Here is a 26,145-nt window from a genome sequence, read left to right on the forward strand (position 1 = left end):
AATGTCCATCATACTCCTCTACCGCATAAGGTATATTTTAAGGGTAGGGGCATTACCATGGGTCAGCGGCTAGCCTTTGCTTTGAATCCCATCACGGTAAAAAGGATTTTCATGTAGAACCCTTAATAGGTGTGCACCTTCACGTCCTTGAACATAAACGGATTTTTACTTATTATCAAGTCCTTGCCGCTTGTGCAGGTTACATCCTTAAGGATAATCTCATTGGTCCTGATGTAGGGAAATTTTTCCTGATATGAATCGTCCGTCATTTCTTCATTGAAATCTTTAAAAATGGCAGGCCCTTCATATCCCTCCAGATAGTTGCTGTCATCTATGTGTAGGTTTTCAATGGTAATTCTTTCGGGCATATAACAGGTGTAGCCAAAATTATGCTGCCCAGAGTACGAACCTCCAATTATATTGACACTGGAGCGCTTATCTCCCTTGGGTACAAAAATACAGTTTCGGATCACTATTTCCCCCTGCCATGTACTGCCATAATCCGAGCGTAAATTAATCAGGGTATTACCTCGGATAGTGCTGTTTTCCACAGTCAAGACACCGCTGCCAATGGCATTGATTCCCATATGTCCTAGGGTGGAGTTTAGGATTGTGGCATTGGCAACTCCCTTATGGGCGTCGAAGCGGGAAAGAATACAATGGTCATAGACCAAGTTCTTGGAATAGTTGGAGCTCATTATACCCCAAAAGGTGTTGTCATTAATATCATTGGTCTGTCGGCAGTTTTCAAATGATACATTGAGGCCACGGTTTACCAGAAGGTCATACGAGCCCATGGATACCGGTTTTCCTGCCGAGCCAATAGTACGATAGGTTTTACGTCCGGTAAGAAGGGTGTTCTTTACCTTTACATAGGCACAGTCACGGATATTGATAAAGCCGCCATAGGGCGCGCCATGTTCCCCTTCCCCAATAACATGGTGCTCTAGCCCGTCGATTACTACATTGGAACGGGTGACCAATATGTTCCTGCTATAATAATTGTACTTGGATTCGGCCTTGTTGGCAATGGTGGTGAATAGGCCGCCCCTAATATACAGTGTTGTGGTGTCCAAAGGTATGGCGGTCACATTTGTAATCTGGTCGAAATCCCAAATAATCGGGGCATCCAAATCAACATTTCCGTTTTTGTCAACAACAAAGATATCCGTTTGTTGGGAGCCATTGTCTTGGTTCAGCCCATAACGGATATAATGCCTTACATTGGAATTCGTAACCGTGATAAGACAGGATTGGGGCAAAAGGACGTCAATTTTTTGCTGGTTTCTTTTAAGTGATGTTATTCCGTCGGGTTTAAAGGGCTGCAGGTTGGAAGCTACCTTAAAAACAGAGGCCTTGTGGTTTTGGACTTGGGTATCATCAATGATAAAGGCTGCTGTTCCAAAATCTGTGTTGGTTCGGATTTCTGCAGTACGTTCCTTTCCTCCTATATAGTAGGTGAAACCTTGGTCTGCTTTCACCATAAGGTTGTGTAGATTGGCAAAGGCATGAGTGGCGGCAATGGCGTCCATATCATCCGTTTTGCCATCACCAGTGGCACCAAAATCGCTATAGCGCACCCATCCAAGCCCTTTAAATTTAAGGACATTTTTTGGGGATACATTTACATGCAATTGCCCATTTTTATCGGTTTTTACTTGCGTTTTTTTCTTTATGGAGGTGATAACTACATTTTTAAAGGGGTTTTCTACCTGCCCATATGTCAACATTGAACATGAAAAAAAAAGGAACAATAACACGGAATATTTCATCATGGGAACATGCTTTGGGTCATTAAGTTGAAAAAAATCCAGCTGACCTTATAAATATATAAAAACTTGGCATTAATCAGCGAGGTGTGCATTGTCGAGGAGATTTAGTTGTTCCCCTGTTTCTTGGAATACCGGTTAAGTAATTTGAGTTACTATTTAATAATGGTGGACATATGAGCCTGACGATTTGGACAGGGTTGAGTTTGAGGTGCGAAAACTATTTAATCCGCGCTAACGGAGGTTAGAGTGGCATATTGTTCAAATCTTGCCTTCCAATAATGGCCATGATTTCAACAGTGTCATCATTTACTCTGAAATAAATACTATCTGAACGGTAAACACAGCGTCTATAGCCTTCTTTGATAAAATCAACTGCTTCAAATGAAAAAGGTAGTTGGGCAATAATGTCAAAATACTCGAAAAATGAATAGTAGTATTGGTCAGCTTGTTCAACACCAAATTTTCTCACTCCGTATTGATGAATTCGTATTAAATCCTCTCTGGCAGAGTTGCTTAATTTATAATTGGCCACGAAGTAGGGACTTTGATTCCTCCAGTATTTGCTCCTTACTATCTTCAGTAAATCCGCTGTTCTCAGCTTTTTCTAATTTAGTTCTGATCCAGTCTATTTGGACATGTTGTTTTCGGGCTTGTCTGATCAAATCATTGACCAGTTCACTTTTGCTAGAGTACTCCTTATTGTCTACTTGTTTTTTTAACCATTCATCGTTAGGTTCTGTGAATGTAATACTTTGTCTAGACATAGTTTTTATTTTGGTGTAAAAATACACCAAAAACGAATCAAATACAAGTTTCTAAATTATCACGCCTAGCTTAGGACATGAACCTTAACTCAGGCGAGGGCGTTATCCTTGCCTGACGGTTAGGCAGGCTAGTGCCCAAGTCATTTTATTCCGCAAAATCTTACCCTAAAACAATCAATTTCCAATCCTGCCCTCCGGCATGGTAGGTTTTTAGTTCCTCAAATCCCACCGCGTAATGGGCTTCCAATGAACGGAGGTTGGTGGCATCTACCTCGGTAACGATACTGGTAAATTCTGGTTGCAGGGAGTTCTTCATGGTTTCGTACAACTTTCTAAAAATACCCTTTCGCCGGTATTCCTTGTCTATACAGATTTGCCCCATGACCATAAAAGGTTCCGCCTTGGGTATTACGGAGTTTATTTCCTTAAACATTGGTTTTAGGACCTCTATGTCGTTACCAAACCGGGGATGCATGCAAAGCGCATAGCCCACCACCTTATCTTGGTCCTTGGCTATGATATGGGGACAGGCAGCATTCATTTCGGTGAGGAGTTCCAAAGTATGTGACACGGTAACAAAGCCTTCTTTTTGCTTCTCATCTACATTTATATTTTGTAAATGGTTCTTTTGTTGCAGGTTCAGGATTTGCCGCAATTCGGTTTTTGTACTGCAGCGTTTGAATATTATGTCCATTTAATCCAATTTTAGCCAATCCTTTCTATTTTTTAACACTTGTTTACTGGGTTTGCCTCCATCCTTCTCCGTTAACTGTATGGTATAGGTTGGGTTTGCAGAAAGAACAACAGTGGTAGATTTTGGACTTCCAAATCGGGTGTAGGCTATTTTTATACTGTCCCCTACCTTATATTGTGCCATTAGCTCCCCAAAATTCTGGTTGGACGTCAGGGGAGTATTGTTTACGGCGGTAATTACGTCTCCAAAATCCAACCCGGCCCTGTAAGCCGGACTCCCTATTGGAGTGTTCCTTTGAACTATGCCTGCACCAAATTGGTTGATACCCACACTGGCCCCAAAATAGGGTTTGTCAGTAGCTCGTTTTAGCACTACGCCAACTGTGTTGAACAACTCTTCATAATTGGGCATTTCACTGTTATGGATATATCGATCAAAAAAACGATTGCCAAATTCCTTACCGGCGTACTGTACCAAGGTTTCACGTAGGTCTTGCAGTGTGTAGGGAACCTCCTTTTTACCATAGGTATGCCACACTAATTTCATAAAATCATCCAAGTTCAGTTTGTTTTGTCGCAACGATAGGTCAAGGGCCAATCCCAAAACACTGCCATAGGAATAATAGGAAATAAAGGTATTTTCCCTGTTCACGGGGTCAACAGAGGTGGCAGCGTCCACAAAGGGTGCCTGATAACTCATTTCTATCGGGTTAAAGAACTTCCTGGCCGGAGAGTTCCAAACATAATTGAAAGTGCCTGTAAGTCCCTCAATATACTCTTCAGGGGTGATGATTCCGGCACGACAAAGGATAAAATTGGTATAATAACTGGTGAAACCTTCCGCAAACCAGAGCTCACCGCTCATGTTGGCCTGCCCAAAATTGAAGGGCTCCAGGGACTTGGGGCGTATGCGTTCCACGTTCCAACAGTGAAAGAATTCATGGGCAACGGTGCCTATATTGTTCTTCATACCCCCTTCGGCCAAACCTTCAGTATCGGTAAGAATGGTAGAATTTCTATGTTCCATTCCATCGCCGGAAGCATGGGGGATATAGCAGGCCAAGAAAGTATAAGTATCGAAATCGTAGTTGGGTAGCTCGCCAAACACCTCCTTTTCGGCCAAAACCACTTTTTTAACCTGTTCAAAATAGGTGTCCAGCTCCGCCTCCGTACCGTTGTGGTGCAAGACAAATGCTATGGTTTGTTGATGGCCATTATTGTCCACGGTAAATTGCCGCATGTCGAAATCACTAATTTCAGTGGGGCTGTCCATAAAGTACTGTAGGTTGGGCGCCATATAGATATTGCCGGTAACCTTGGGCATTTGGGTAGCTACCTTCCAGTTTAGGTCCTCCCGTATCCTAAAGTCCACCTCTATTTTACGATCGCTTAAACTGGGCACATACACAAAGGTGGCCGGGATATTTAAATGGGCATGGGTCTCGTCTATTTGTGCATAGGTGCCGTCGCCACGATTGGCAAAAAGGGTATAACTTATCTTTACCTCCCCGTCATGGCCGCTGATTTCCCATTGGTAGGGATTGGGTCTATGGATGTCCAAGGGCTTTCCTTGGCTGTCCGTTGCCTTAAAATTATATACATTTTTTGCAAATTCGTGTAAGGCATAGCGTCCAGGGGAAGAGCGGCCCATATGTACGGAAAGTGGGCCGGGATCCAGGGAAGGAAATGTGGCCGTAATTTCAGCTTCGTGATGAACGGCATTTTCAAAGGAAATGGAGTAGCTGTTGCTCTGACCTTGCAGGCTTATACAACAGCTTAGAATAAGAAGGCTTAGAATATTGATTTTCATACAATCTGATTTCGGTACATTTTTATTGATGTGGAACCTGGCCAAGGACAAGATTCCGTATTATTATATTTATAGGGCTTTGTATAAACGAATATACTATATAAATACAGGATATGCTACATTTGTATTATGACGGAATTACCAAATAAATTAACAGCTAAACTCGCCAAAAGACAGGCCGGTAACGCCCTTAGGAAATTGCCCTTGCCAAATGGTTTGATCGATTTTTCCTCCAATGATTATTTGGGGTTTGCCCAAAACGAGACCATTTTTAAAAATGCCTCCAGTATATTGGAAAAGAGAGGAATCACAGCCAATGGGGCTACAGGATCCAGGCTGTTAACGGGTAATAAAGGGCTTTATGGTGAGTTGGAAGTTTTGTTGGCGGATTTTTTTGGTTCCGATTCGGCATTGGTCTTCAATTCCGGATATGATGCCAACATAGGATTCTTTAGTGCCGTGCCACAGCGTACAGACATTGTTTTTTATGACGAGCTCTCCCATGCCAGTATCCGCGATGGTATTGGGATGGGCCTTGCCAAAAGCTACAAGTTTAAGCACAACCACCTGGAAGTTCTTGGTAGCCATATAGACCGAGTGCAGGAAAGAAATGTAGATTCCGATATTTATGTGGTTACGGAATCTGTTTTTTCCATGGATGGGGATACTCCGGATTTAAAGTCATTGGCCGAATTGTGTGCTTCCAAAGGGGTCTATTTGGTGGTGGATGAAGCCCATGCTGTTGGGGTATTTGGCAAAAGGGGGGAGGGCTTGTTAAATGAGCTGGCATTGCAGGATAAAGTATTTGCCAGGATCGTCACCTTTGGCAAGGCCATGGGCTGTCATGGCGCAGCAATATTGGGAAGCCATGCCCTTAAAAGTTATTTGGTGAATTTTGCACGTAGCTTTATTTATACCACTGGAATGCCCCCACATTCGTTGGCGACGATATTAGCGGCTTGCGAACATTTGCCCATGTCAGGTGGGAGGCAAATGCAACTTAGACAGAATATCAACTTTTTTAAGGATCAATTGAAGCAGCATGACCTAAAACCCTTTTTTATTCCCAGTAATTCGGCGGTGCATTGTTGTTTGGTGGAAGGTAATGAAAAGGTAAAAAAATGGTCGCTACGGTTGCAGGAAAAGGGTTATGATGTAAAACCCATTCTTTCCCCTACCGTACCAAAAGGTCAGGAGCGATTGCGATTTTGTTTGCACAGTTTTAATACCGAAAATGAAATTGAGGACGTACTTTTAATATTGGCCAATTTATTTGATTAGCACATGACCCCAGAATTTTATACCATAGCTGCCTTTGAGTTTGTAGCCGATGTTCAAATACTAAAAGGACGGTTGGAGTCCGATGGTATCCCTGTATTTCTAAGGGATGAGAACACCCTCAATTCCGACCCCCTCATCAGCAATGCCATAGGCGGAGTGAAGCTACAGGTGTATTATTGAGATAAGGAAAAGGCTACGGAAATCTATAATGAAGTTAGGGCCTATGCTATGGATGACCAAGGAAATTTAAGGAGTTGTCCCAATTGCAATGCTCAGAGAATGGAGATTTATTAGTGAAACTCAATTTTGAGAAGGCGGTAGGACGCACTTAAAATTGCAAGTTGAACTAATCCCGCCCTTTTCGGCGGGATCTGGGTTCAGGGCCTGCCCTGAGGTTTAATACCTTTTATTATAACAGGAAAGGGATTTTTTATAAACTTTTTCCATTTTTTGAAAAAAGAAAGTATAAATGTCTAAATTGTGAGTTTATAACAGAACCAAGCTAGAATGAAACAATTTTTTGTAACAGGAATATCAACAGATGTAGGAAAGACAATCGCCTCGGCAGTTATGGCCGAAGCCTTGCAGGCAGATTACTGGAAACCCGTTCAGACTGGGGACGATTCTGATAGCGAAACAATTTCCAAATTAATTTCAAATACCAAAACGGTAATACATAAAAGCAATTACTCCCTAAAAGCGCCCATTAGTCCACATGCGGCCGCTGCTTTGGAAGGGGTTTATATAGACCACAATAAAATAACGGAGCCCAAAACGGAGAACCATTTGGTAATAGAAGGTGCAGGTGGGGTATTGGTTCCCCTAAATGATTCCGATACCATATTGGATATTATTATGCCAACGTATCATGTTATAGTTGTGGTGAAGCATTATTTGGGAAGCATTAATCATTCCCTTCTGACCATTAAATGGCTCTTGCTAAAGGGCTATGATGTTGCCGTACTTTTTAATGGGGAGCCCAACACCGCCTCTGAGGATATTATTACTAAAATTACAGGAGTCCCTGTCTTGGGGAGAATTGGTCAGGAAGCTTCCTTGACCAAGGAGGTTGTTAGGAAATACGCAGAAGAACTGCGTCCTGCCTTAATGGCTTTGTAATATCGTTGGACGATAAAATATTTTCTAATTTCCAATAGGGATTATGGTCTGATTATCCCCCCAAAATGAATTGGGATCGGGATAGTGTTTTTAGTCATTATTCCCCATCTTTGTACTTCTATTTAAAAAGGATATCCAAGTGAAAAGTCTTTCGGAAAGAGATCAAAAGCACCTTTGGCACCCGCTTACACAACATAAACTGCACCCCAAAATGCTTGGCATTGTTAAAGCGAAAGGGGCAGTATTGTACGATGAGCAGGGCAAGGAATATATAGATGGAATTTCCTCGTGGTACACCTGTATGTACGGACATTGTAATGATGCCATAATAGCTAAGGTCTACCAACAAATGCAACAACTTGATCAGGTGGTCTTTAGTGGATTTACCCATGAACCGGCCATTGCGCTTTCGGAGGCGTTGATCACTTTGCTCCCTTCCAATCAGGAAAAATTGTTTTTTTCCGATAACGGTTCCACATCAACCGAAATTGGGATAAAAATGGCCTTACAGTATCATCATAATAAAGGGCAAAAGCGTGCTGTTCTTTTGGCTTTTGACGATGGTTTTCACGGGGATACTTTCGGGGCGATGTCCGTCTCCAGTTTGTCCGTATATAACGGCCCTTTTGAGGATTATTTTATTGATGTAAAACGGATTCCTGTTCCAACGGATGACAATATTGGGAATCTATTGCAGGAATTGGAAAATACCCTAAATCTGGATGCCATTGCCGGATTTATCTACGAACCCTTGGTGCAGGGTGCGGCAGCCATGAAAATGCACAAGGCAGAACATTTGGAGAAAATTCTGAAAGTGATAAAATCCCATAACGTATTGGCTATTGCCGATGAGGTGATGACTGGCTTCGGGAAGACCGGAAAACATTTTGCCTCCGATTATATGGAGGTGAAGCCAGATATCATATGTATGTCCAAGGCTCTTACGGCGGGAATGCTGCCCATGGCGGTGACCAGTTGTACCCAGGAGGTGTACGATGCCTTTTATAGCGATGATATTGCAAAGGGGCTATTTCACGGCCATACCTATACCGCTAATCCCTTGGCCTGTGCCGCGGCCTTGGCGGGTATTGAATTGCTGACCTCGGATGGGATTCAAAAAAACATTGGTAAAATAATACAATGGCATCAAGGGTTCGATGCCGAAATAAAGGATCATCCCAAGATAGCAGCTACCAGGCAAACAGGGATAATCTATGCGCTGGACCTCAATATTACCATGGAACGCTATGGCAATGTTAGGGATAAACTGTTTAAGCATTTTATGGATTCGGGTGTTTTTCTTCGACCTCTAGGCAACACTATTTACATTTTGGCGCCCTATATCACCACTAGGGAGCAAATGCAAAAAATCTACAACAGTATAAAGGAAGTTCTTAATTCTTTTTAACCCATGCAGAACCAACCTATTTATATTACGGCCTTATCGTCTATCTCCCCTTTGGGCACTTCCTTGAAGGAGGCCTGGGAAAATTATAAACGTCCAGACCATTTTTTACAACAGAAAAACTATGGCACGGTAGCGGCTTGGGGATCAGCCTTAACGGAGGATGCACAAATAAAGATTTTAGATTTAAAAAATTCGGATTCCAAGTATAAAAACTTGGATCCTTCTGTACTATATGCCATATATGCCTCTAGGGAAGCTATAGCCCAAGCGGGTTGGAAGGATGGCAATTTTGGAGTAAACATTGGATCTTCGAGGGGTGCTACGGGACTTTTTGAACAATACCATAGCGAATTTATCCAAAATGGAGAGGCTTCTACCTTGTCCTCGCCTACTACGACTTTAGGAAATATTTCTTCCTGGGTGGCCCATGATTTACAGACACAGGGCCCGGAAATATCACATTCCATTACTTGTTCCACTGCCCTGCATTCCCTGCTGAACGGGGTGGCATGGCTGAAAAGTGGCATGGCCAATAAATTTTTGGTGGGAGGTAGCGAGGCGCCCTTAACACCCTTTACCATTGCACAGATGAAGGCCTTAAAGGTGTATTCCAGGTATGATCCGAGCGAATCGGAAGGGTTTCCCTGTAAAGCTTTGGACCTGGACAAGAAACAGAACAGCATGGTTTTGGGCGAAGCGGCCTCCATGGCCTGTTTGGAGAAAGGCAATATCCAAAATGCCCTTGCCCGTATTGAAGGCTTGGGATACGCTACCGAAATATTGGAACACAATATTAGCATTTCCTCCGATGCGGTCTGTTTTCAAAGATCTATGAAAATGGCTTTGGAGGGGATAGATCCCAAGGAGGTGGATGTGGTGGTATTGCATGCTCCCGGAACCATAAAAGGCGATTTGTCCGAAGTAGCGGCCATTAAAAAAATATTTGGAAAAGACATGCCGGCTTTGACCACTAATAAATGGAAGCTTGGACATTCTTTTGGTGCCTCGGGAATGTTGAGTTTGGAATTGGCAGTGTTGATGTTGCAGTACCAAGAGTTTATAGGAGTGCCATATGTGAAGCACGATGCCGTTCCAAAACAGATCAATAGGATAATGGTAAACGCAGTGGGCTTTGGTGGGAATGCGGTGAGTGTCCTTTTGGGTAAGATTTAATTGTGGAAGCAAACAGAAGGAATAAAAATCTGTTGTGACAAACCCTTAGGAGAAGTATTCATTATAAATTCTACGGATGACTATGAATTGGCACGCAACTAGAATTATTTCTTCTTTTTCTTGGGATTTTGCCAAGTATTGAAGATTGAATAAACTATCACTTTATTATTAATGATTTCATATATAACTAAGAAGGGAAAGCGTTTTAAAAATGCTTCTCTGTATGGTTTACGTTTTTGGGGAAAGCTTTTAGGGTTGGCTATAATTCGTTCAAAATAGAAATCCGAATGTTCCAAGAATTCCTCGCCTAAACCAATTCTTTTTTCCTCGTAATAGGGATAGGCTTCAATAATTTCTAGGTTGGCATCGTTTATAACCTCTAAACTATATGCCATTACTGTGCAGCATTTCTGGCATTTTGTTTAACTTGTTCCCAAGTTAATGTATTACTTTCTTCATTGACATGGGCTTCCTTACGCTTATCGATCATTTGATATTGTTCTTCGCTTAAAGTTAGCTCCTGCTCGTCATTTTGATAGCTTTCCGCCATTGCTTTAATCATTTTTAAAGCCTTATGTCTGCCTTATCTATATACTCCCGGACCGTATTTCTTAAATCGATGCTTGCCATAATAATTTCTTATTGCTTAAAGTAAAGATACAATATAAGTTCCAAAAGTTTCTTTCCATTGAGATAAACAAAGTAATGGAGAATGCAGTTGACTTTAGGGTAAAGCGGTGCGTATTATTATAGGAAGACCATAATTCCTTTTATTAAGGGATAGAATAGTTTGTCAACTACCTGGATAGTCCGTTTATAACTTATCAAAGTTTTTTTTAGCCCTTATTAAATAGCATTATCTATGAATTTAGGAATGGAATTTTGCAATTTCTGCAGATTATAGGTTATTTTTGACGCTTAAATCGATGTTGGCTTAGGGATTGCAGCGGCATCCTTTTTGTGTTTACCGAGCCTGGCGAGGGTAAACTGAAAAAGATATAGCGAAAAGCCCGACCCCGACTTCCTTTAACACCTACAAGAAGGACCTGCAAGGTCTTGACGACCTTGTAGGTCTACACCTTGCAGGAGAAGGAAGTCGGGGAAGCCCCAAGAACTAAAAAGTATGAGCGAAGTAAGACATAACTGGACCAAACAGGAAATACTGGATATTTACAATAAACCGTTTATGGAGCTGCTCTATGAGGCGGCCACCGTGCACAGGGAAAACCATGATCCCAATACGGTACAGGTATCTACCTTGCTGTCCATTAAAACGGGGGGCTGCCCTGAGGATTGTGGATATTGTCCGCAGGCCGCTCGTTATCATACGAAGGTGGAGGGCAATGATCTTATGAGCGTTTCCCAAGTGAAGGCCCAAGCCTTGCGTGCCAAAACAGCCGGAAGTTCACGGGTGTGTATGGGGGCTGCATGGAGAAATGTTAAGGACGGACCCGAGTTTGACCAGGTGTTGGAGATGGTGCGTACCATTAACAAGCTGGACATGGAAGTTTGCTGTACCTTGGGAATGATTACCGAGAACCAGGCGCATCGCTTGGCTGAAGCCGGACTCTATGCCTATAACCATAATTTGGATACTTCAGAGGACTACTATAAAGATGTGATCTCTACCCGTGCTTTTAAAGACCGTTTGGATACTATAGACAATGTACGTAAGAGTAATGTTACCGTTTGCAGCGGAGGTATTATTGGTATGGGCGAAGCTTTGGAGGATAGGGCAGGTATGCTGGTGGCTCTTTCCACTTTGGATCCGCAACCAGAATCCGTGCCGATCAATGCTTTGGTGGCAGTTGAAGGTACCCCTATGGCAGACCTACCTCCCATACCTATTTGGGACATGGTACGTATGGTAGCCACTACTAGAATTATTATGCCGGAAACCCAGGTCCGTTTGTCCGCAGGGCGTACGCAAATGAGCAGGGAAGGTCAGGCTATGTGTTTCTTTGCAGGTGCCAACTCTATTTTTGCCGGGGATAAATTGTTGACAACCCCTAATCCGGACGTTAACGAGGATATGGCTATGTTTAAACTTTTGGGGCTAAACCCACAAAAAGCTTTCACCAAGGTTTCCCAGCCAAAAACCGTGGAAGCCGAGGATTCCCGGTACGAAGCCAAAGGCGAAAAGCCAAAATGGACCAGGCCAGGCCATATTATAGACAGGAACGAGGCCGCTAAAAAGAAGGCCAATCTTACAGAGTAATCCTTTGTTGGAAAAAATTGTAAGGTAACTTATTTTAGGTTTTTTAACTTTGTTAGCTTAAACAACCAGACTAGATTGAACTTAAAGGAGATTCCAAGGGTAGCTAATATTTCCAAAGAAGAGTTTCTCAATGACTATTTTAGACCACAGAGACCAGTGGTACTGGAAAAGTGCATTGAAGAATGGCCAGCCTATTCCAAATGGAATTTTGAATATATGAGGCAGGTGGCCGGCAACAAAATTGTTCCACTTTATGATGACCGGCCGGTACATCATGAGGACGGATTTAACGAGCCCCATGCTACCATGAAAATGTCCGATTACCTGGACCTCTTGCAAAGGGAGCCTACAAAATATCGCATTTTTTTATGGAATATTCTTAAGGAGGTTCCAGAGCTTCAAAAGGATTACACGTTCCCTGATTTTGGTCTTAACCTAATGAAGGGGTTGCCCATGCTTTTTTTTGGTGGTGCCGATTCCCATACCTTTATGCACTACGATATTGATCTTGCCAATATCTTCCATTTCCATTTCGCAGGAATAAAGGAGATTATTCTATTCCCCCAGTCCGAAAACAAGTACCTGTATAAGGTGCCACATTCGTTGATTACCCATGAGAGCATAGATTTTTCCAATCCCGATTATGAAAAGTGGCCCGCATTAAAACATGCCTCAGGGTATAAAACCCGTTTGGAACATGGGGAGGTGTTGTATATGCCCGAAGGGTATTGGCATTACATGAAATATATAAGCCCGGGTTTTTCTATGAGCTTAAGGGCAATGGCAAGAAATCCGGTGAATTTGGGAAGGGCGTTCTACAATGTATTGGTGATGCGTTATTACGATAATATTATGCGAAAATTAAAAGGTCAGGAGTGGATAGACTGGAAAAATGAACAGGCCATAGAAAGGACAAATAAACAGTTGTCCTAAGCGTATTATCTAAGGAAAGGAATATCTTTGTCCCCTTTAAATAAAATCTATTATGAAGTTAATTATGAGAAAATTATTGCTTGGGTTGGTATTTGTTTTGGCCGTGTCCTCTGTTAGTGCACAGGCTTTTGAGGGTAAGGAAGATATGAAATTTCAGATAGGGACCAATTTTCAGGAAAATGGTACCGGAATTGTATTGACGTATGATTACGGTTTGGGCGAGAACTTTTCAATTGGCCTGGCGTCTTCCTATGTATTGGGGGTGGTAGAATTGATCGATGCCGATTTTGGGGACAGAATAGACCTAAAGGCAAGATTCAATGCCAATTTGGGCAGTGTTTTTCAATTGGGGGACAATGTGGATATTTATCCGGGGTTGGACTTAAGTCTTAAAAATTTTGGAGGTCATTTGGGTATCCGCTACTTTTTTAGCGATGGCTTTGGTGTATTTTCCGAATTAAACGCCCCACTGGCAAAGTATAATACGGATACCCTAACACCGGCTGAAAAACTGCACAATCAGTTTGTATTCACCATTGGGGCCTCTTTTAATCTTAATTAAAATATAAGATCCTTGGCCCTTTCCTAAAGGAGGGGGCCGAAGGTCTATTTTTATTAGTGAAACTCAATTTTGGGAAGTCGGTAGGACGCACTTAAAATTGCAAGTTGAACTAATCCCGCCCTTTTCGGCGGGATAAAGGTTCAGGGCCTGCCTATGTCAGCCACAGACAGGCCTGCCTTGAGTTTGAATACCTTTTATGTATTGGGAACCAGTTCATATACTTTTTCGTACACCATGCCACTTTCCCACCCGCGGTACAAAAGATAGTCGGCCAGTTTTTTTCTCCGTTTTTGCAGGTCTTTTTCCCTTATTTCTGCCAAGCGTTTTTTGGCAAGGGCATTAAAGGTTTTTAAATATTCTTTGGAGTCTATTTCCTCCATGGCCAACCTTATATTATATTTGGAGACTTCCCTGTACTTCAATTCATTTTCAATTCTATTTTTCCCCCACTTTTTTATATTGAACTTACCCCGGGCAAAGCTTCGGGCAAAGCGTTCCTCGTTGAGGTAATTTTCTCTAATAAGATGTCCTACAACCACGTCTATGGCTTCGGGAATCATATTCATTTCCCGTAACTTGGAAATCACCTCTTTATGGCAACGATCCTGATAGGCGCAATATCCTTCCAATTTCTTGGTGGCTTCGTCTACGGTATAGGAATTTTTTGGAATTATCATTGGGTAAATAACAATCTGGATGTATTATTGCTCCTGCCAATTCGGTGGATAATTACTGTAAATATACGTTGGTTTGTGGAATTGGTAAATCAAGGCCGTTATTTTATTGAAAACCTTAAAGCCCCAAGGCTATAAGTGGTATTATTTTAGGATTGTTAATTGGTGAAGTAGGTATATTGTAATTATATTTACAACTCATAAAACAATCTCTAAAATGAATAATAAATTTAAGATGTGTGTGGTAGCCTTAAGCCTACTACTGGCTTGTACTACTTTGTCCATGGCCCAGCAAATTAACCCCATAGAGGGGCGTTGGGATATGGTTATTTCCCAGGAAGGGGAAGAGCTTCCTTCATGGTTGGAAATCCGTCATTCCGGTTCCCGAACCTTGGTAGGTAGGTTTGTTTATGCCATGGGTAGTGCCAGGCCAATTTCTGAGGTAAAAATGCAGGATGGAAAATTTAGTTTTGCCATTCCCCCGCAATGGGAAGACGGTAATAGTTATATGGAGTTTGAAGGAAGCATGACCGGTGATGTCCTAAAGGGCACCATGTTATACACCAACGGAAAAACTTATAATTGGGTGGCTACTCGCGCCCCTAAATTGGAGTACACCAAAAATCCTAAGTGGGGCAAGCCCATTAAGTTGTTCAACGGCAAGGATCTGTCTGGGTGGCAGGCCATGGGGGAAAACCAGTGGATAGTGGAATCAGGGGTGTTAAAAAGTCCTAGATCTGGGTCCAATTTGGTTTCGGAACAAAAGTTCCGCGATTTTAAATTGCATTTGGAGTTCAAGTATCCCAAGGGAAGTAATAGTGGGGTTTATTTAAGAGGACGCTATGAGGTGCAGATTACAGACAGTAAGGGGGCAGAGCCTTCGGATGTGGAATACAGTGGCGTATATGGCTTCCTTACCCCTAATGAGGTAGTGGCCAAAGCAGCTGGTGAATGGCAGGAATACGATATTACCTTGATCGGGAGAAGGGTAACTGTGGTAGCCAATGGAACAACGGTGATCAGTGATCAAATTATCCCTGGTATAACCGGAGGGGCTTTGGACAGTAAGGAAGGGGAACCGGGACCTTTGTACTTTCAGGGGGATCACGGTCCTATAGAATTTAGGAATATAATTGTTACTCCCAGGATAGACTAATTCTGTAGAGTGATTTAATGCGCTAAAACAAAAAAAGCGACTCCGTTTTGGAAGTCGCTTTTTGTTTAGTATATGGTTTTACCGTCTTTGTTCTTAAAACGATACTCAAGATACGTATAGGCATCCCTGGGTTGAATCTTAATCCATCTTTTGTGTTCCAAAAACCATTTGGAACGAATGGATGGAAACCCTTTGGTTATATAGGCGGCAATAAATGGATGGATGTTTAAAATAATCCCATTGTCCTTTGCCGGACCTTTTAAGAGTTTTTCCAGATCTGCATTTATCTTGTCGATCAAAACAATTGGGGCCTCTACCTCCTGACCGGAGCCATTGGGGTTCTCCTCACTTGTTTTAATGTTCATTTCGGGCCTGACCCGTTGTCTTGTAATTTGTATAAGTCCAAACTTACTTGGGGGTAGTATTTTGTGTTTGGCCCTGTCGTCTTTCATCTCATCCCTGAGGTGGTCAAAAAGGCGTCTTCTGTGTTCGCCTTTACCCATATCGATAAAGTCTACCACGATGATTCCTCCCATATCCCTGAGGCGTAATTGCCTTGCGATTTCAGAGGCGGCCAATAAATTTACTTCTAGGGCTGTGTCTTCCTGATTCTTGGCCTTATTGGAACGGTTACCGCTGTTAACGTCTATGACGTGAAGTGCTTCGGTGTGTTCAATAATTAAATAGGCACCTTTGCTCATGGAAGCTGTACGGCCGAATGAAGTTTTAATTTGTCTTTCTATCCCAAATTTTTCAAAGATGGGAACATTGGAACTATACAATTTTACAATAGATTCTTTTTCCGGTGCAATCTCATGCACATAATCTTTTACTTGCTCAAAAAGCGTTTCGTCATCTACATGGATTCCTGTAAAGGAGTCGTTAAAAACATCCCTAAGAATGGAAGAAGCCCTTGTAAGCTCTACCAAAACTTTGGATGGATGCGGTGCTCTTTGGATCTTATTGCACATTACTGACCATTTGTTCAGTAAATTCTGCAAGTCTTTGTCTAGTTCTGCTACTTTTTTGCCTTCTGCTACTGTTCGGATAATAACGCCAAACCCTTTTGGTTTAATACTCCTTACGAGTCTTTTTAACCTATCTTTTTCTTCTTTGCTTTCAATTTTTTGAGAAACTGAAACGCGGTCGGAAAAAGGGACCATGACCAAGTAACGGCCAGCTATGGAAAGTTCAGAGCTTATTCGTGGTCCTTTTGTGGAAATGGGTTCCTTTACTATTTGTACGAGTAAGGATTGATTGGCTTTAATAACATCGGTGATGCTACCATTTTTGTCAATATCTTCTTCAAACTGAAAATTACTTAAAGAGTAGTCCTTAAGTTTTCCAGTGCTAACTTTTTTAATGAATTTCAACATAGAAGCTAGTTGCGGCCCCAAATCGTGGTAATGTAGAAAGGCATCTTTCTCATACCCTACATTTACGAAGGCTGCGTTTAGTCCAGTTACCGGTTTTCTTACCTTGGCAATTAAAATATCGCCAACGGCAAAGTCGTTACTGTCTTCTTCTTTGTGTAATTCAGTGAGTTTTCCATCCTTTAGCAAGGCAAAATCAACGGCATTGGAACTAGATCTTACGATTAATTCTCTATTCACCTGAATTAATTTATATTCATCCCGCCACTCTTTATAACAAGTGGGGACAAATGATTAAACAATAATTTGTACAGGTTGTATAAACCCGTCGAAATTCTTTTGTGAATTTCTATGTCAAGGAACGTATAAAAGGAAAAAGTAGTCGTTACAACTACTTTTTCTTGTGTCGGTTAGCTCTCCGGCGTTTTTTACGCTTGTGGGTAGCTACCTTATGTCTTTTTCTTTTTTTACCACTAGGCATAGAGGTCTACTTTTTAAGATTAATAATATTTTATTTGACTTGTACATTACTTTTTACACCTTCTACAAAAACCTTGGCCGGTTTAAAGGCTGGGATGTTGTGTGCGGGGATTTTAATGGTAGTATTTTTGGATATGTTCCTACCTGTTTTTTCAGCTCTTGTTTTAATGATAAAACTGCCGAAACCTCTTAAGTATACGTTGTCTCCGCTTTCTAAAGATGTTTTAACCTCATCCATGAAAGATTCCACAGTTGCTTGTACATCTCCTTTTTCAATTCCCAGTTTTTCTGAGATTTTCGTTACAATTTCCGCTTTCGTCATTTTAACTAAATAAATTTCTAAAGAATTTTTTTTCGGGATGCAAATATATGAATTAAATTCAATCTTTCATTGCTAAGGAACTTAATTTTAAGTTGGTAAACCATTACTTTTGTAAATTAGGCCCAAGTAAATGAACTTTTCCAGAATTATTTTAGAGTGGTACGAACTAAATAAAAGGATTCTTCCTTGGCGTAGTACCAATGAGCCCTACCGTATTTGGCTGTCGGAAATTATGCTTCAACAGACCCGCGTAGCCCAAGGTATACCTTATTATTTGAAGTTTGTGGAGGTTTTTCCCCAAGTACAGGATTTGGCCGCGGCACCCGAAGAGCAGGTGCTTAAGTTGTGGCAAGGTTTGGGGTATTATTCCAGGGCCAGAAACTTACATGCCACCGCAAAAATAATTACGGAAAAATATAATGGAAAATTTCCAAACACTTATAAGGAGCTGTTGCAATTGAAAGGTATTGGCGATTATACGGCCTCGGCAATAGCCTCTATTTGTTTTGATAGACCAGAGGCAGTGGTGGATGGAAATGTCCATAGGGTCTTGGCCAGATATTTTGGTATAGACTTGCCCATAAACAGTTCGGAAGGCATTTTGTACTTCAAGGAATTGGCCAAAAAAATTATGGACCCCAATAACATAAGGGACTACAATCAGGGTATTATGGAATTTGGGGCCCTGCAATGCACTCCGCAGAGTCCGGATTGTGGCCAATGTCCCTTGCAAAGTGGCTGTGTTGCCTTTGCGGCCAATAAAGTAGGTGTACTGCCGGTAAAAATAAAAAAGAACAAGATCCGCAAACGTTATTTTAATTACCTGGTATTGGTAGACGAAGACGGGCAGACTTTATTGCAGCAGCGCAAAGGAAAGGGAATTTGGCAAAATTTATATGAATTTCCTTTAATGGAAACCGAAAAGTATATTGGCCAGGGAGAAGTTGAAGGGAATTTAAAGGAATTGGTAGCCTTGGAGGAGCCCTCGGAAATTTACCTTTATAATAAAAGTGAAATAGTTCATAAACTTTCACACCAACATTTGCATACTAGGTTTTGGATCATCACCTTTGAATCCAAACTTGAGAATGGCATACAAATAGCTGAACTTCATAAATATCCTGTTCCAGTTTTAATTGCAGATTTTATAAAAACGTTTAAAATTTAGTACTTTTGAACTTTACTTTGAGTTATGAGCGGAACACTAAATAAGGTAATGCTGATCGGGCATTTGGGAGATGAGGTTAAAATTCACTTTTTTGAAGGTGGTAACTGTATAGGGAGATTCCCATTGGCTACCAATGAGACCTATACCAATAAGCAGACTGGGGAAAGGGTAACCAACACGGATTGGCATAATATTGTGGTGCGGAACAAGGCCGCTGAAATCTGCGAAAAATACCTGAGTAAAGGGGATAAGATTTATGTGGAGGGCCGACTTAAAAACCGTCAATGGCAAGGGGAAGATGGCAATACCAGGTATACAACCGAGGTGCATGTTCAGGATTTTACTTTCTTGACCACGAAAAAAGAAAGTATGGCCAACGCCCAATCAAGTAGCCAAAATCAACCACAGCAGGGTGCATCTGCCACAACAAATAAGGCCAATGAGCCGTTAAGTAACAACGGAGCTGAAGAGGAAGATGATTTACCATTCTAATCTAATTAAATTTAAAAACTGACTATTGGACCCAGACCCCCTTAGTTTATTATTGAATTTTATTGCAATCGATAGCGGTTTTGCTTTTAAAATCGCATTCCTTTTTATTTTGTTGTCTTTTTCCGCCCTTATTTCCGGGGCCGAAGTCGCTTTTTTTGGACTATCCCAAACCGATGTCAACGGGATAGGGGAAAAAAAGACGGCCAAAGGGAAAATCATAGTTACACTTCTGGATCGTCCCAAAAAACTCTTGGCAACTATTTTAATTGCAAACAATGCCATAAATATTGGCGTGGTATTGTTGTTCAATAATATTGGCGACACCATTTTCTCTAACATTACCTATGTTATCTTGGGACTTGTTCCGGTACGCTTTCTCTTGGAGGTAGTAGTGGTTACCTTCTTAATATTGATGTTTGGGGAGATTTTACCCAAAGTATACGCAAACCGCAATAGATTTACCTTTGCCTTTTTTATGGCTTTTCCATTAAAGGTCTTGGATTTTCTATTTTCGCCTTTAAGTTTACCGATGAGGTCGGCAACCATATACCTTTACAATAAATTGGGCAAACAGAAATCCAATCTTAACGTAGGCCATTTGTCCCAGGCCTTGGAACTCACTTCGGAGGGCGACACCACGGTAGAAGAACAAAAAATACTGGAGGGGATCGTTTCCTTTGGAAATACGGATACCAAACAGGTGATGCGCCCAAGAATCGATATTTTTGCCCTTAATGAGGAAATGAAATTTACGGAAGTCTTGGCGGAGATAAAAACCCATGGGTATTCCAGAATACCGGTTTTTTCCCAAAATATGGACAACGTGTTGGGCGTACTTTATGTTAAGGACCTCCTGCCTTACATCGATCGAAAAACCTTTAATTGGATGTCCCTGATCAGGGAGCCCTATTTTGTTCCCGAGAACAAAAAATTGGACAATTTGTTGCTGGATTTCCAGTCTAAAAAAAATCATTTGGCCATTGTGGTGGATGAATATGGCGGCACTTCCGGAATAGTGACCCTTGAAGACATTATAGAGGAAATAGTAGGGGATATTAGTGATGAGTTTGACGATGAGGACCTAATTTTCTCTAAGCTGGACGATTTTAACTATGTCTTTGATGGCAAAACAGCTTTGAAGGATTTTTATAGGGTAGCCAAGATTGAGGATGAGGATGATTTTGAGGAGAAAAAAGGGGAATCTGAAACGGTTGCAGGTTTTGTCCTGGAAATAGCCGGAAGCTTTCCCAAAAGAGGCGAAGTGGTAAGGTTTAAGGATTATCAGTTTGTTGTGGAGAGCCTGGATAAAAAACGTTTGAAACAAATAAAAATTACATTGCCACATGAAGCATAATCCCGTACTTCTTATTTTTTTGCTATGTCTTGTGTCGGCCTGTAAGGACGATGTTTTGCCCAAACCAAAGGCTATGCTTAGATTGGAATATCCTTCAGGAAAGGAAGGGATGTTGGAAACAGAACACTTTTCTGTCAAGTACAATGAAATGGCCAGATTAAAATCCGAGTCCAATACTTCCTTTACATTGGACTACCCCCTTATGAAAGGCTCTATTTTTATTAATTATAAGGCAGTGAAGGGCAATTTGGACAAACTGCTTACCGATGCCCAAAAACTGAGCTACGAGCATGTTGTAAAGGCCGACGGCATTTATGAGGAACCTGTGGTCAATGAACCCCATAAGGTTTATGGAATGTATTACGAAGTAAAGGGTAATGCAGCCTCCCAATCCCAGTTTTATGTAACGGATAGTACAAAACACTTTGTAACCGGGTCATTGTATTTTTATGCCAAGCCGAATTATGACTCTATTTTGCCTGCAGCAGTACACCTTCAAAAGGATATTCGCAAAATTATTGAATCATTACGTTGGAAGGGATAGCAATCCCCTAATTGTCTTTCAATAATTCTTCTGCCTGCCCAATGCTGGAATTTATTTGATCCTTAAGGGCTTTCACCTTTGACTCTTCCTCATCCAGCCATTTTTGTTTTTCTTCCGTCAATGCTTTTCCGTTGAGTATTTCGTCGCCATCAAAACGATCGCCAAAACCCTTCATCCAGTCCATCATAGCTTTGTGTGCCACCTTTAATTCCTCCCTGGCAGCTACATAGTCGTCAGAAGAGGCATCATTAGTAATTTTTTCGTCCAATTGCGACACTAATTTACCTATGGTCCCCATTTTGGGCATTACCTCATCATGAATGGCCATTACGTTTTTCATCTGTGAATTATCATTGTTTTGATCTTTACAGGAGTAGGCTACCGCAATTAGAACGGATAGCATAAGGATTAATTTTTTTTTTGTCATCGGGTAAGGTTTATTGCTGTTACAGCTGGCCAAAGAAGCCTGTTAAGTTAATATTTAATGGGGCCAATTGTTTTTCACATGGTCCAGATCAGTACATTTTAGGTTGCCAAAGATACTGAATTATGAACGTTTTATAAACGATTTAAATACCATTCCCATGAAAATTGAAGGGGTTTGTGTTGCATACTGTATCTGTTGCTATGTAATGGATCCAATAACCGTCCATATTCCTATTGATCCCAAATTTATTAGTGAAACTCAATTTTGAGAAGTCTGTAAGGCGCACTTAAAATTGCAAGTTGAACTAATCCCGCCCTTTTCGGCGGGATCCAGGTCCACTACCTCGACCTTGGGGTCGATTCCTTTTATTAGTGAAACTCAATTTTGAGAAGTCTGTAAGGCGCACTTAAAATTGTAAGTTGAACTAATCCCGCCCTTTTCGGCGGGATCCAGGTCCACTACCTCGACCTTGGGGTCGATTCCTTTTATTAGTGAAACTCAATTTTGAGAAGTCTGTAAGGCGCACTTAAAATTGTAAGTTGAACTAATCCCGCCCTTTTCGGCGGGATCCAGGTCCACTACCTCGACCTTGGGGTCGATTCCTTTTATTAGTGAAACTCAATTTTGAGAAGTCTGTAAGGCGCACTTAAAATTGTAAGTTGAACTAATCCCGCCCTTTTCGGCGGGATCCAGGTCCACTACCTCGACCTTGGGGTCGATTCCTTTTATTAGTGAAACTCAATTTTGGGAAGTCTGTAAGGCGCACTTAAAATTGCAAGTTGAACTAATCCCGCCCTTTTCGGCGGAATCCGGGAAATTTGGGTACTATTATCCGTCTTTGCGATTGGTTTCATAGGCAAATGTGGGCATTCAAATAATTCCATGTTAATTTTCGTGTATAAATCATTAAAATTCTGTAAATTAAATCCATAACCTAAAAATTCTATACAATGAAACAATTTGCACTTCCTATTAGGTTTGGCATAGCTGTTAGCGGCTCATTAATTGCCTATTTCTTGTTACTGTCCCTTTTTAACCTCCACACCAATATTTTTTATAGTCTTTTTAATGGTGTAATAACGGGATTCGGAATATATGAGGCCATTAAATACTTTAGGGTCAAGGAAGGGCCTTCCTTTAATTATGGCACAGGTTTTACTGCGGGGATTGTTACCGGGTTTGTGGGTACATTGATTTTCACCATTTTTTTTGCCTTTTATGCTACGGAGATAAATCTGGGGTTTTTGGAGGAGCTCTCCACGGTTTGGTTCAGGGATTATAATACTTCAGAGGGCATTGTGTTCTTTACTGTTGCCATTATGGGCTTTGCAACTTCCTTGGTATTGACCCTTTCATTTATGCAATTATTCAAGACCTCCAACAACCTCAAAAGGAAATCGGTTTAAAAATCTTAAAAATCACTTGTGGATTAAGGATTTAGGAGTATATTTGCACCCGCCTAAGTAAATATTAGGCTTGTTCTTAAATTTTATAAATAACACAAGCTATGTACGCAATTGTAGAGATAGCAGGGCAGCAATTTAAAGTTGCGAAAGACCAAAAAGTGTATGTTCACCGTTTGCAAGACGAAGAAGGTAGCAAAGTAACCTTTGATAACGTTCTTTTGTTGGAAGATGGTAGTAACATTACAATTGGCGCCCCAGCTATAGACGGAGCCGCTGTTGAGGCTAAAGTCATTAAGCACCTAAAAGGTGATAAGGTAATTGTCTTTAAAAAGAAAAGACGTAAGGGTTACAAAAAGAAAAACGGTCACCGTCAATATTTGACCGAATTGGTAATAGAAGGTATCATTACCTCTGGAGCCAAAAAATCCGAGAAGAAGGCGCAACCAAAAAAAGAAGCCAAGCCTGCCGCTAAAAAAGCAGCGGTAAAGGCGGAAGCTCCAAAGAAGGTGGAAGCTAAAGCTACCGAGGATTTGAGTAAAAACACGGTTGCTGAGTTAAGGGAATTGGCAAAAGCTAAGGGAGTTGAAGGTTATTCTTCAATGAAAAAAGCAGAATTAATTGCCGCTTTAAGTTAATAACAAGAATAAAAACTATATATCATGGCACATAAGAAAGGTGTAGGTAGTTCTAAAAACGGTAGGGAATCAGAATCAAAACGCTTGGGCGTTAAGATTTATGGTGGACAAGCTGCCATTGCAGGAAACATCATTGTAAGACAACGTGGTACCAGGCATAACCCAGGTGAGAATGTTTACGCTGGAAAAGATCATACTTTGCATGCAAAGGTAGATGGTCTTGTAAAGTTCCAAAAGAAAGCTGGAGGTAAATCTTATGTTTCTATTGAACCATTTGAAGCCTAAAAAGAAAATCTTTTAAGATTTAGGAACCCTCTTTGGAAACAAAGAGGGTTTTTTGTTTTACTTATTTAAAGATATTTTTTAGTCTTTGCTGGATGTGCAATTATGATTTATTACGGATCAAGAACAATTTTTGTGTTTATGAAAAAAAGGGATTAATTTGATCAGTCGTGTTTTTTTGATAAATAGTTTTTATTAATAGGAGCAATTTAGTAAAACCAATGATTAAATTATTTCCAAGGCTTCAATAATTCTTAACGGCCATGCCATCTCCACGACGGAAGAAGAACGACCAAACGATAGACCTTGAGGGCAATACCCAAAGGTTTTTAATAACGGAAATGACTTATCTCACAGGAGGGTTGACGCAACGTAAGGACCGGCCTATTTTCAATTTACTTAAGTGGTTATTATGACCTGCCTTCGGCAGACAGGTTTTTTATAGGTTTTCGTGAATCTTCGATTTCGTCTTAAATCAAGTGGTTTTTACATTGGAAGGCGGAAGGCGTCCATAGAGCATTTCACCCAAGTGAAAGCGGCCTGGACGCCGGGGCCATGGAAAGTGCGTAGATTTAAAGAAATTTAAAATCAGCTTGGCCATGGCTACAGCTGGCTCCTCCTAACCACAAGGTACCCCGTACCTTGGTTAGTAGGCCCTGGTCGTTTTTTATTCATCGGCTGGTCTATTGATTTTTAAAGGTATTCATGAATGCTGCGCATTTGGGCGATGCAAAAAATGAACAGGACACAAAAATTAGATAGTAAATTATTTCTTTTTCTAATTTACACACAACTTTTGGGATTGATCCCTTTGCTGGATGTGCAATTATGATTTATTACGTCCCATGGCGACTTTTTGCATTTTTAATCGTCCCTAGGCTGTTAAATCCTACCAGGGCTGGCTCCGAAAGTTGTTCAGCTTTGCATATGATACGGTTTCCGATAAATAATCCACAAGGTTGTAGTTGGGGATGGGTAAAATACTTTCCAAAAGGCGCGTATCCCATTCATTGGGTTTAGAGGTCATATAAGGGTGTAAGTGCAGCCCAATGGTCTTGTAGTAATACTCTTCCAATTTTGAGGAAAATCCTGTTGAGGTATTAATTTGATTCTCGGTAAAACTAAAATTAGAGAAACCTACGACCTTTAAAATTTTGGAAATGCCTTTTTTCATATTCGTCTCTTTGGAGTTAACAATGTTCAATTGTTGAATTTCAGTAGAAATTACCATGGCTATTACCTGGGCAGCATAGTCTGTAGGAATAATATTTAAGCCTGTAGCCGTATTGGTGGTAATACGTATGGCATCCATGGAATTGCTATTGTGAAAAAACTTGGCAAAAAGGTAAAAAACCATGTATTTTGATATAAAATAATGTGGGCTCTCATTAATATTTCCTCCCAGAACGCTGGGCCGCAATATTTGAATGGGAATATTGTTTTCTTCCCCGGCTTTTAATAGGAATTTCTCAGAAGCGTGTTTGGAGGCTTCGTAATGGTTGCGATAGTCGCCATTTTTTATTTGGGTATAATCATTGTGCATTATTCCGGCCATATTTCCTGCCGCAAATGCAGTACTAATAAAAACGAATTTTACAATGCTACTGCGGTATGCATTGAATATTTCTTTGGTAAACTCTAAATTTTGACTGAATATTTCCTCTTTGGCGGCGGGATCCGTAGATAAATTGACGAGCCCGGCCGAGTGTATAAAATAATCCAATTTGGTGTTTCCTAGAAAGGACGTAGGATTTAATAATTCTTCCGCATCTACCGTGACTATTTTTTTTAAGACATCGGCAAGGTTCTTCTTTACAAAATCTGTTGCGAATTCACTGGTTACTACATTTTTGATACGTTGTTCAGGGCTAACCGTAGTTTTCCTGCGAACAGGAAGATAAATGGTTTCAATACTTTGAAAGCGAAGCTCCAAAATAGAAAATAATACTCTAGAACCTAAGGTTCCGGTTGCTCCGGTTATGAGTATGTTCATTAGGTTGGTGTAGGAATTAAAAAATCAAAATCCTTATCTCTTTGACTGTGATAAGGATTTTGGTTTTGTATTAAAATAGTTTTTGGAATCTTCCAAATGGGATTGC

Annotated in this window: 28 protein-coding genes; 16 read left to right on the forward strand and 12 right to left on the reverse strand. The window is 41.0% G+C overall.

Annotated elements, in window-relative coordinates:
• Window positions 1-122: 122 nt before the first annotated feature.
• The 5 genes from C7972_RS01755 to C7972_RS01775 form a co-directional block, all read right to left on the reverse strand.
• Entirely contained in the window at window positions 123-1,775 is a 1,653-nt protein-coding gene (locus tag C7972_RS01755) for a hypothetical protein (RefSeq protein ID WP_220020845.1), read from the reverse strand.
• 238 nt (window positions 1,776-2,013) lie between these two features.
• Window positions 2,014-2,304: a type II toxin-antitoxin system RelE/ParE family toxin gene (locus tag C7972_RS01760; RefSeq protein WP_110354479.1), complete on the reverse strand. Its 291-nt coding sequence runs from the start codon at window positions 2,302-2,304 to the stop codon at window positions 2,014-2,016.
• Window positions 2,291-2,536 carry a type II toxin-antitoxin system ParD family antitoxin gene (locus tag C7972_RS01765; protein ID WP_110354480.1) on the reverse strand — a complete coding sequence of 82 codons (246 nt, stop codon included), beginning with the start codon at window positions 2,534-2,536 and terminating at the stop codon, window positions 2,291-2,293. The genes C7972_RS01760 and C7972_RS01765 overlap by 14 nt, the downstream gene beginning before the upstream one ends.
• Window positions 2,537-2,696: 160 nt before the next feature.
• Complete coding sequence (locus tag C7972_RS01770) at window positions 2,697-3,230, reverse strand: GNAT family N-acetyltransferase (protein ID WP_110354481.1); 534 nt, start codon at window positions 3,228-3,230, stop codon at window positions 2,697-2,699.
• The gene (locus tag C7972_RS01775; protein WP_110354482.1) at window positions 3,231-5,039 is read right to left on the reverse strand and encodes a M61 family metallopeptidase; all 1,809 of its coding nucleotides are present in this window, start codon (window positions 5,037-5,039) and stop codon (window positions 3,231-3,233) included.
• A gap of 129 nt (window positions 5,040-5,168) precedes the next feature.
• Here C7972_RS01775 and C7972_RS01780 point away from each other — a divergent pair, with 129 nt between their 5' ends.
• The 5 genes from C7972_RS01780 (at window position 5,169) to C7972_RS01800 (ending at window position 10,020) form a co-directional block, all read left to right on the forward strand.
• Complete coding sequence (locus tag C7972_RS01780; protein ID WP_110354483.1) at window positions 5,169-6,320, forward strand: 8-amino-7-oxononanoate synthase; 1,152 nt, start codon at window positions 5,169-5,171, stop codon at window positions 6,318-6,320.
• A 3-nt stretch (window positions 6,321-6,323) separates the two neighbouring features.
• A complete protein-coding gene (locus C7972_RS23725; protein WP_181422796.1) occupies window positions 6,324-6,500 on the forward strand; it encodes a hypothetical protein in 177 nt (58 codons plus the stop codon).
• Window positions 6,501-6,827: 327 nt separating this feature from the next.
• The gene (gene bioD / locus C7972_RS01790; RefSeq protein ID WP_110354484.1) at window positions 6,828-7,439 is read left to right on the forward strand and encodes a dethiobiotin synthase; all 612 of its coding nucleotides are present in this window, start codon (window positions 6,828-6,830) and stop codon (window positions 7,437-7,439) included.
• A gap of 139 nt (window positions 7,440-7,578) precedes the next feature.
• On the forward strand, window positions 7,579-8,847 hold the full coding sequence (gene bioA / locus C7972_RS01795; protein WP_110354485.1) for an adenosylmethionine--8-amino-7-oxononanoate transaminase: 1,269 nt from the start codon (window positions 7,579-7,581) through the stop codon (window positions 8,845-8,847).
• Between the two features lie 3 nt (window positions 8,848-8,850).
• On the forward strand, window positions 8,851-10,020 hold the full coding sequence (locus C7972_RS01800) for a beta-ketoacyl synthase N-terminal-like domain-containing protein (RefSeq protein ID WP_110354486.1): 1,170 nt from the start codon (window positions 8,851-8,853) through the stop codon (window positions 10,018-10,020).
• A 104-nt stretch (window positions 10,021-10,124) separates the two neighbouring features.
• Here the strand turns inward: C7972_RS01800 and C7972_RS01805 are convergent, their stop codons facing one another.
• The gene (locus tag C7972_RS01805) at window positions 10,125-10,415 is read right to left on the reverse strand and encodes a type II toxin-antitoxin system RelE/ParE family toxin (protein ID WP_110354487.1); all 291 of its coding nucleotides are present in this window, start codon (window positions 10,413-10,415) and stop codon (window positions 10,125-10,127) included.
• On the reverse strand, window positions 10,415-10,582 hold the full coding sequence (locus tag C7972_RS23730; RefSeq protein WP_181422797.1) for a hypothetical protein: 168 nt from the start codon (window positions 10,580-10,582) through the stop codon (window positions 10,415-10,417). Before C7972_RS23730 ends, C7972_RS01805 begins: the two co-directional genes overlap by 1 nt.
• A gap of 561 nt (window positions 10,583-11,143) precedes the next feature.
• Between C7972_RS23730 and bioB the strand changes: the two genes are divergently transcribed.
• From bioB to C7972_RS01820, 3 genes are all read left to right on the forward strand, one after another.
• Entirely contained in the window at window positions 11,144-12,238 is a 1,095-nt protein-coding gene (bioB, locus tag C7972_RS01810) for a biotin synthase BioB (RefSeq protein WP_110354488.1), read from the forward strand.
• 75 nt (window positions 12,239-12,313) lie between these two features.
• Window positions 12,314-13,171: a cupin-like domain-containing protein gene (locus C7972_RS01815; RefSeq protein WP_110354489.1), complete on the forward strand. Its 858-nt coding sequence runs from the start codon at window positions 12,314-12,316 to the stop codon at window positions 13,169-13,171.
• 52 nt (window positions 13,172-13,223) lie between these two features.
• Entirely contained in the window at window positions 13,224-13,733 is a 510-nt protein-coding gene (locus C7972_RS01820; RefSeq protein ID WP_309148903.1) for a DUF6646 family protein, read from the forward strand.
• 194 nt (window positions 13,734-13,927) lie between these two features.
• Here the strand turns inward: C7972_RS01820 and C7972_RS01825 are convergent, their stop codons facing one another.
• On the reverse strand, window positions 13,928-14,410 hold the full coding sequence (locus C7972_RS01825) for a regulatory protein RecX (RefSeq protein ID WP_110354491.1): 483 nt from the start codon (window positions 14,408-14,410) through the stop codon (window positions 13,928-13,930).
• A gap of 214 nt (window positions 14,411-14,624) precedes the next feature.
• Between C7972_RS01825 and C7972_RS01830 the strand changes: the two genes are divergently transcribed.
• Window positions 14,625-15,563 carry a DUF1080 domain-containing protein gene (locus tag C7972_RS01830; protein WP_110354492.1) on the forward strand — a complete coding sequence of 313 codons (939 nt, stop codon included), beginning with the start codon at window positions 14,625-14,627 and terminating at the stop codon, window positions 15,561-15,563.
• Window positions 15,564-15,628: 65 nt separating this feature from the next.
• On the opposite strand, the gene C7972_RS01835 is transcribed toward C7972_RS01830, so the two are convergent.
• Together C7972_RS01835 and C7972_RS01840 are read right to left on the reverse strand one after the other, a co-directional pair.
• Complete coding sequence (locus C7972_RS01835) at window positions 15,629-17,176, reverse strand: ribonuclease E/G (RefSeq protein ID WP_110354493.1); 1,548 nt, start codon at window positions 17,174-17,176, stop codon at window positions 15,629-15,631.
• A gap of 271 nt (window positions 17,177-17,447) precedes the next feature.
• Window positions 17,448-17,738, reverse strand: coding sequence for an HU family DNA-binding protein (locus C7972_RS01840; RefSeq protein ID WP_031445631.1), 291 nt, complete (start codon window positions 17,736-17,738; stop codon window positions 17,448-17,450).
• Window positions 17,739-17,868: 130 nt separating this feature from the next.
• Here C7972_RS01840 and mutY point away from each other — a divergent pair, with 130 nt between their 5' ends.
• The 4 genes from mutY to gldD are packed head-to-tail and all read left to right on the forward strand — an operon-like array spanning window position 17,869 to window position 21,296.
• The gene (gene mutY / locus C7972_RS01845) at window positions 17,869-18,906 is read left to right on the forward strand and encodes an A/G-specific adenine glycosylase (protein WP_110354494.1); all 1,038 of its coding nucleotides are present in this window, start codon (window positions 17,869-17,871) and stop codon (window positions 18,904-18,906) included.
• A 24-nt stretch (window positions 18,907-18,930) separates the two neighbouring features.
• Window positions 18,931-19,398, forward strand: a complete 468-nt coding sequence (locus C7972_RS01850; protein WP_110354495.1) for a single-stranded DNA-binding protein — start codon at window positions 18,931-18,933, stop codon at window positions 19,396-19,398.
• A 25-nt stretch (window positions 19,399-19,423) separates the two neighbouring features.
• Window positions 19,424-20,752, forward strand: a complete 1,329-nt coding sequence (locus C7972_RS01855) for a gliding motility-associated protein GldE (protein WP_110354496.1) — start codon at window positions 19,424-19,426, stop codon at window positions 20,750-20,752.
• Window positions 20,742-21,296, forward strand: coding sequence for a gliding motility lipoprotein GldD (gldD, locus tag C7972_RS01860; protein WP_110354497.1), 555 nt, complete (start codon window positions 20,742-20,744; stop codon window positions 21,294-21,296). Before C7972_RS01855 ends, gldD begins: the two co-directional genes overlap by 11 nt.
• 7 nt (window positions 21,297-21,303) lie before the next feature.
• Here gldD and C7972_RS01865 read toward each other — a convergent pair whose 3' ends face one another.
• Complete coding sequence (locus C7972_RS01865; RefSeq protein WP_258364748.1) at window positions 21,304-21,723, reverse strand: hypothetical protein; 420 nt, start codon at window positions 21,721-21,723, stop codon at window positions 21,304-21,306.
• A 950-nt stretch (window positions 21,724-22,673) separates the two neighbouring features.
• Between C7972_RS01865 and C7972_RS01870 the strand changes: the two genes are divergently transcribed.
• From C7972_RS01870 to rpmA, 3 genes are all read left to right on the forward strand, one after another.
• Window positions 22,674-23,129 (forward strand): DUF4199 domain-containing protein, encoded by a 456-nt coding sequence (locus C7972_RS01870; RefSeq protein WP_110354498.1) that lies wholly within the window; start codon window positions 22,674-22,676, stop codon window positions 23,127-23,129.
• A gap of 101 nt (window positions 23,130-23,230) precedes the next feature.
• Window positions 23,231-23,764: a 50S ribosomal protein L21 gene (rplU, locus tag C7972_RS01875; protein ID WP_110354499.1), complete on the forward strand. Its 534-nt coding sequence runs from the start codon at window positions 23,231-23,233 to the stop codon at window positions 23,762-23,764.
• Window positions 23,765-23,788: 24 nt separating this feature from the next.
• Complete coding sequence (gene rpmA / locus C7972_RS01880; RefSeq protein WP_110354500.1) at window positions 23,789-24,049, forward strand: 50S ribosomal protein L27; 261 nt, start codon at window positions 23,789-23,791, stop codon at window positions 24,047-24,049.
• An 886-nt stretch (window positions 24,050-24,935) separates the two neighbouring features.
• Here rpmA and C7972_RS01885 read toward each other — a convergent pair.
• Window positions 24,936-26,039, reverse strand: a complete 1,104-nt coding sequence (locus C7972_RS01885; protein WP_110354501.1) for an SDR family oxidoreductase — start codon at window positions 26,037-26,039, stop codon at window positions 24,936-24,938.
• Between the last annotated feature and the right edge of the window lie 106 nt (window positions 26,040-26,145).

Source organism: Arenibacter sp. ARW7G5Y1 (assembly GCF_003201775.1).
In the GTDB taxonomy this organism is placed as follows: Bacteria; Bacteroidota; Bacteroidia; order Flavobacteriales; family Flavobacteriaceae; genus Arenibacter.

What these genes read in the sequence shown, in the direction of transcription:
- C7972_RS01755 (WP_220020845.1), bottom strand. Translation starts at nt 1,775, where the DNA reads ATGATGAAATATTCCGTGTTATTGTTCCTTTTTTTTTCATGTTCAATG.
- C7972_RS01765 (WP_110354480.1), bottom strand. Translation starts at nt 2,536, where the DNA reads ATGTCTAGACAAAGTATTACATTCACAGAACCTAACGATGAATGGTTA.
- C7972_RS01770 (WP_110354481.1), bottom strand. Translation starts at nt 3,230, where the DNA reads ATGGACATAATATTCAAACGCTGCAGTACAAAAACCGAATTGCGGCAA.
- C7972_RS01775 (WP_110354482.1), bottom strand. Translation starts at nt 5,039, where the DNA reads ATGAAAATCAATATTCTAAGCCTTCTTATTCTAAGCTGTTGTATAAGC.
- C7972_RS01780 (WP_110354483.1), top strand. Translation starts at nt 5,169, where the DNA reads ATGACGGAATTACCAAATAAATTAACAGCTAAACTCGCCAAAAGACAG.
- C7972_RS23725 (WP_181422796.1), top strand. Translation starts at nt 6,324, where the DNA reads ATGACCCCAGAATTTTATACCATAGCTGCCTTTGAGTTTGTAGCCGAT.
- bioD (WP_110354484.1), top strand. Translation starts at nt 6,828, where the DNA reads ATGAAACAATTTTTTGTAACAGGAATATCAACAGATGTAGGAAAGACA.
- C7972_RS01800 (WP_110354486.1), top strand. Translation starts at nt 8,851, where the DNA reads ATGCAGAACCAACCTATTTATATTACGGCCTTATCGTCTATCTCCCCT.
- C7972_RS01805 (WP_110354487.1), bottom strand. Translation starts at nt 10,415, where the DNA reads ATGGCATATAGTTTAGAGGTTATAAACGATGCCAACCTAGAAATTATT.
- C7972_RS23730 (WP_181422797.1), bottom strand. Translation starts at nt 10,582, where the DNA reads ATGATTAAAGCAATGGCGGAAAGCTATCAAAATGACGAGCAGGAGCTA.
- bioB (WP_110354488.1), top strand. Translation starts at nt 11,144, where the DNA reads ATGAGCGAAGTAAGACATAACTGGACCAAACAGGAAATACTGGATATT.
- C7972_RS01820 (WP_309148903.1), top strand. Translation starts at nt 13,224, where the DNA reads ATGAAGTTAATTATGAGAAAATTATTGCTTGGGTTGGTATTTGTTTTG.
- C7972_RS01825 (WP_110354491.1), bottom strand. Translation starts at nt 14,410, where the DNA reads ATGATAATTCCAAAAAATTCCTATACCGTAGACGAAGCCACCAAGAAA.
- C7972_RS01830 (WP_110354492.1), top strand. Translation starts at nt 14,625, where the DNA reads ATGAATAATAAATTTAAGATGTGTGTGGTAGCCTTAAGCCTACTACTG.
- C7972_RS01840 (WP_031445631.1), bottom strand. Translation starts at nt 17,738, where the DNA reads ATGACGAAAGCGGAAATTGTAACGAAAATCTCAGAAAAACTGGGAATT.
- mutY (WP_110354494.1), top strand. Translation starts at nt 17,869, where the DNA reads ATGAACTTTTCCAGAATTATTTTAGAGTGGTACGAACTAAATAAAAGG.
- C7972_RS01850 (WP_110354495.1), top strand. Translation starts at nt 18,931, where the DNA reads ATGAGCGGAACACTAAATAAGGTAATGCTGATCGGGCATTTGGGAGAT.
- gldD (WP_110354497.1), top strand. Translation starts at nt 20,742, where the DNA reads ATGAAGCATAATCCCGTACTTCTTATTTTTTTGCTATGTCTTGTGTCG.
- C7972_RS01865 (WP_258364748.1), bottom strand. Translation starts at nt 21,723, where the DNA reads ATGACAAAAAAAAAATTAATCCTTATGCTATCCGTTCTAATTGCGGTA.
- C7972_RS01870 (WP_110354498.1), top strand. Translation starts at nt 22,674, where the DNA reads ATGAAACAATTTGCACTTCCTATTAGGTTTGGCATAGCTGTTAGCGGC.
- rplU (WP_110354499.1), top strand. Translation starts at nt 23,231, where the DNA reads ATGTACGCAATTGTAGAGATAGCAGGGCAGCAATTTAAAGTTGCGAAA.
- rpmA (WP_110354500.1), top strand. Translation starts at nt 23,789, where the DNA reads ATGGCACATAAGAAAGGTGTAGGTAGTTCTAAAAACGGTAGGGAATCA.
- C7972_RS01885 (WP_110354501.1), bottom strand. Translation starts at nt 26,039, where the DNA reads ATGAACATACTCATAACCGGAGCAACCGGAACCTTAGGTTCTAGAGTA.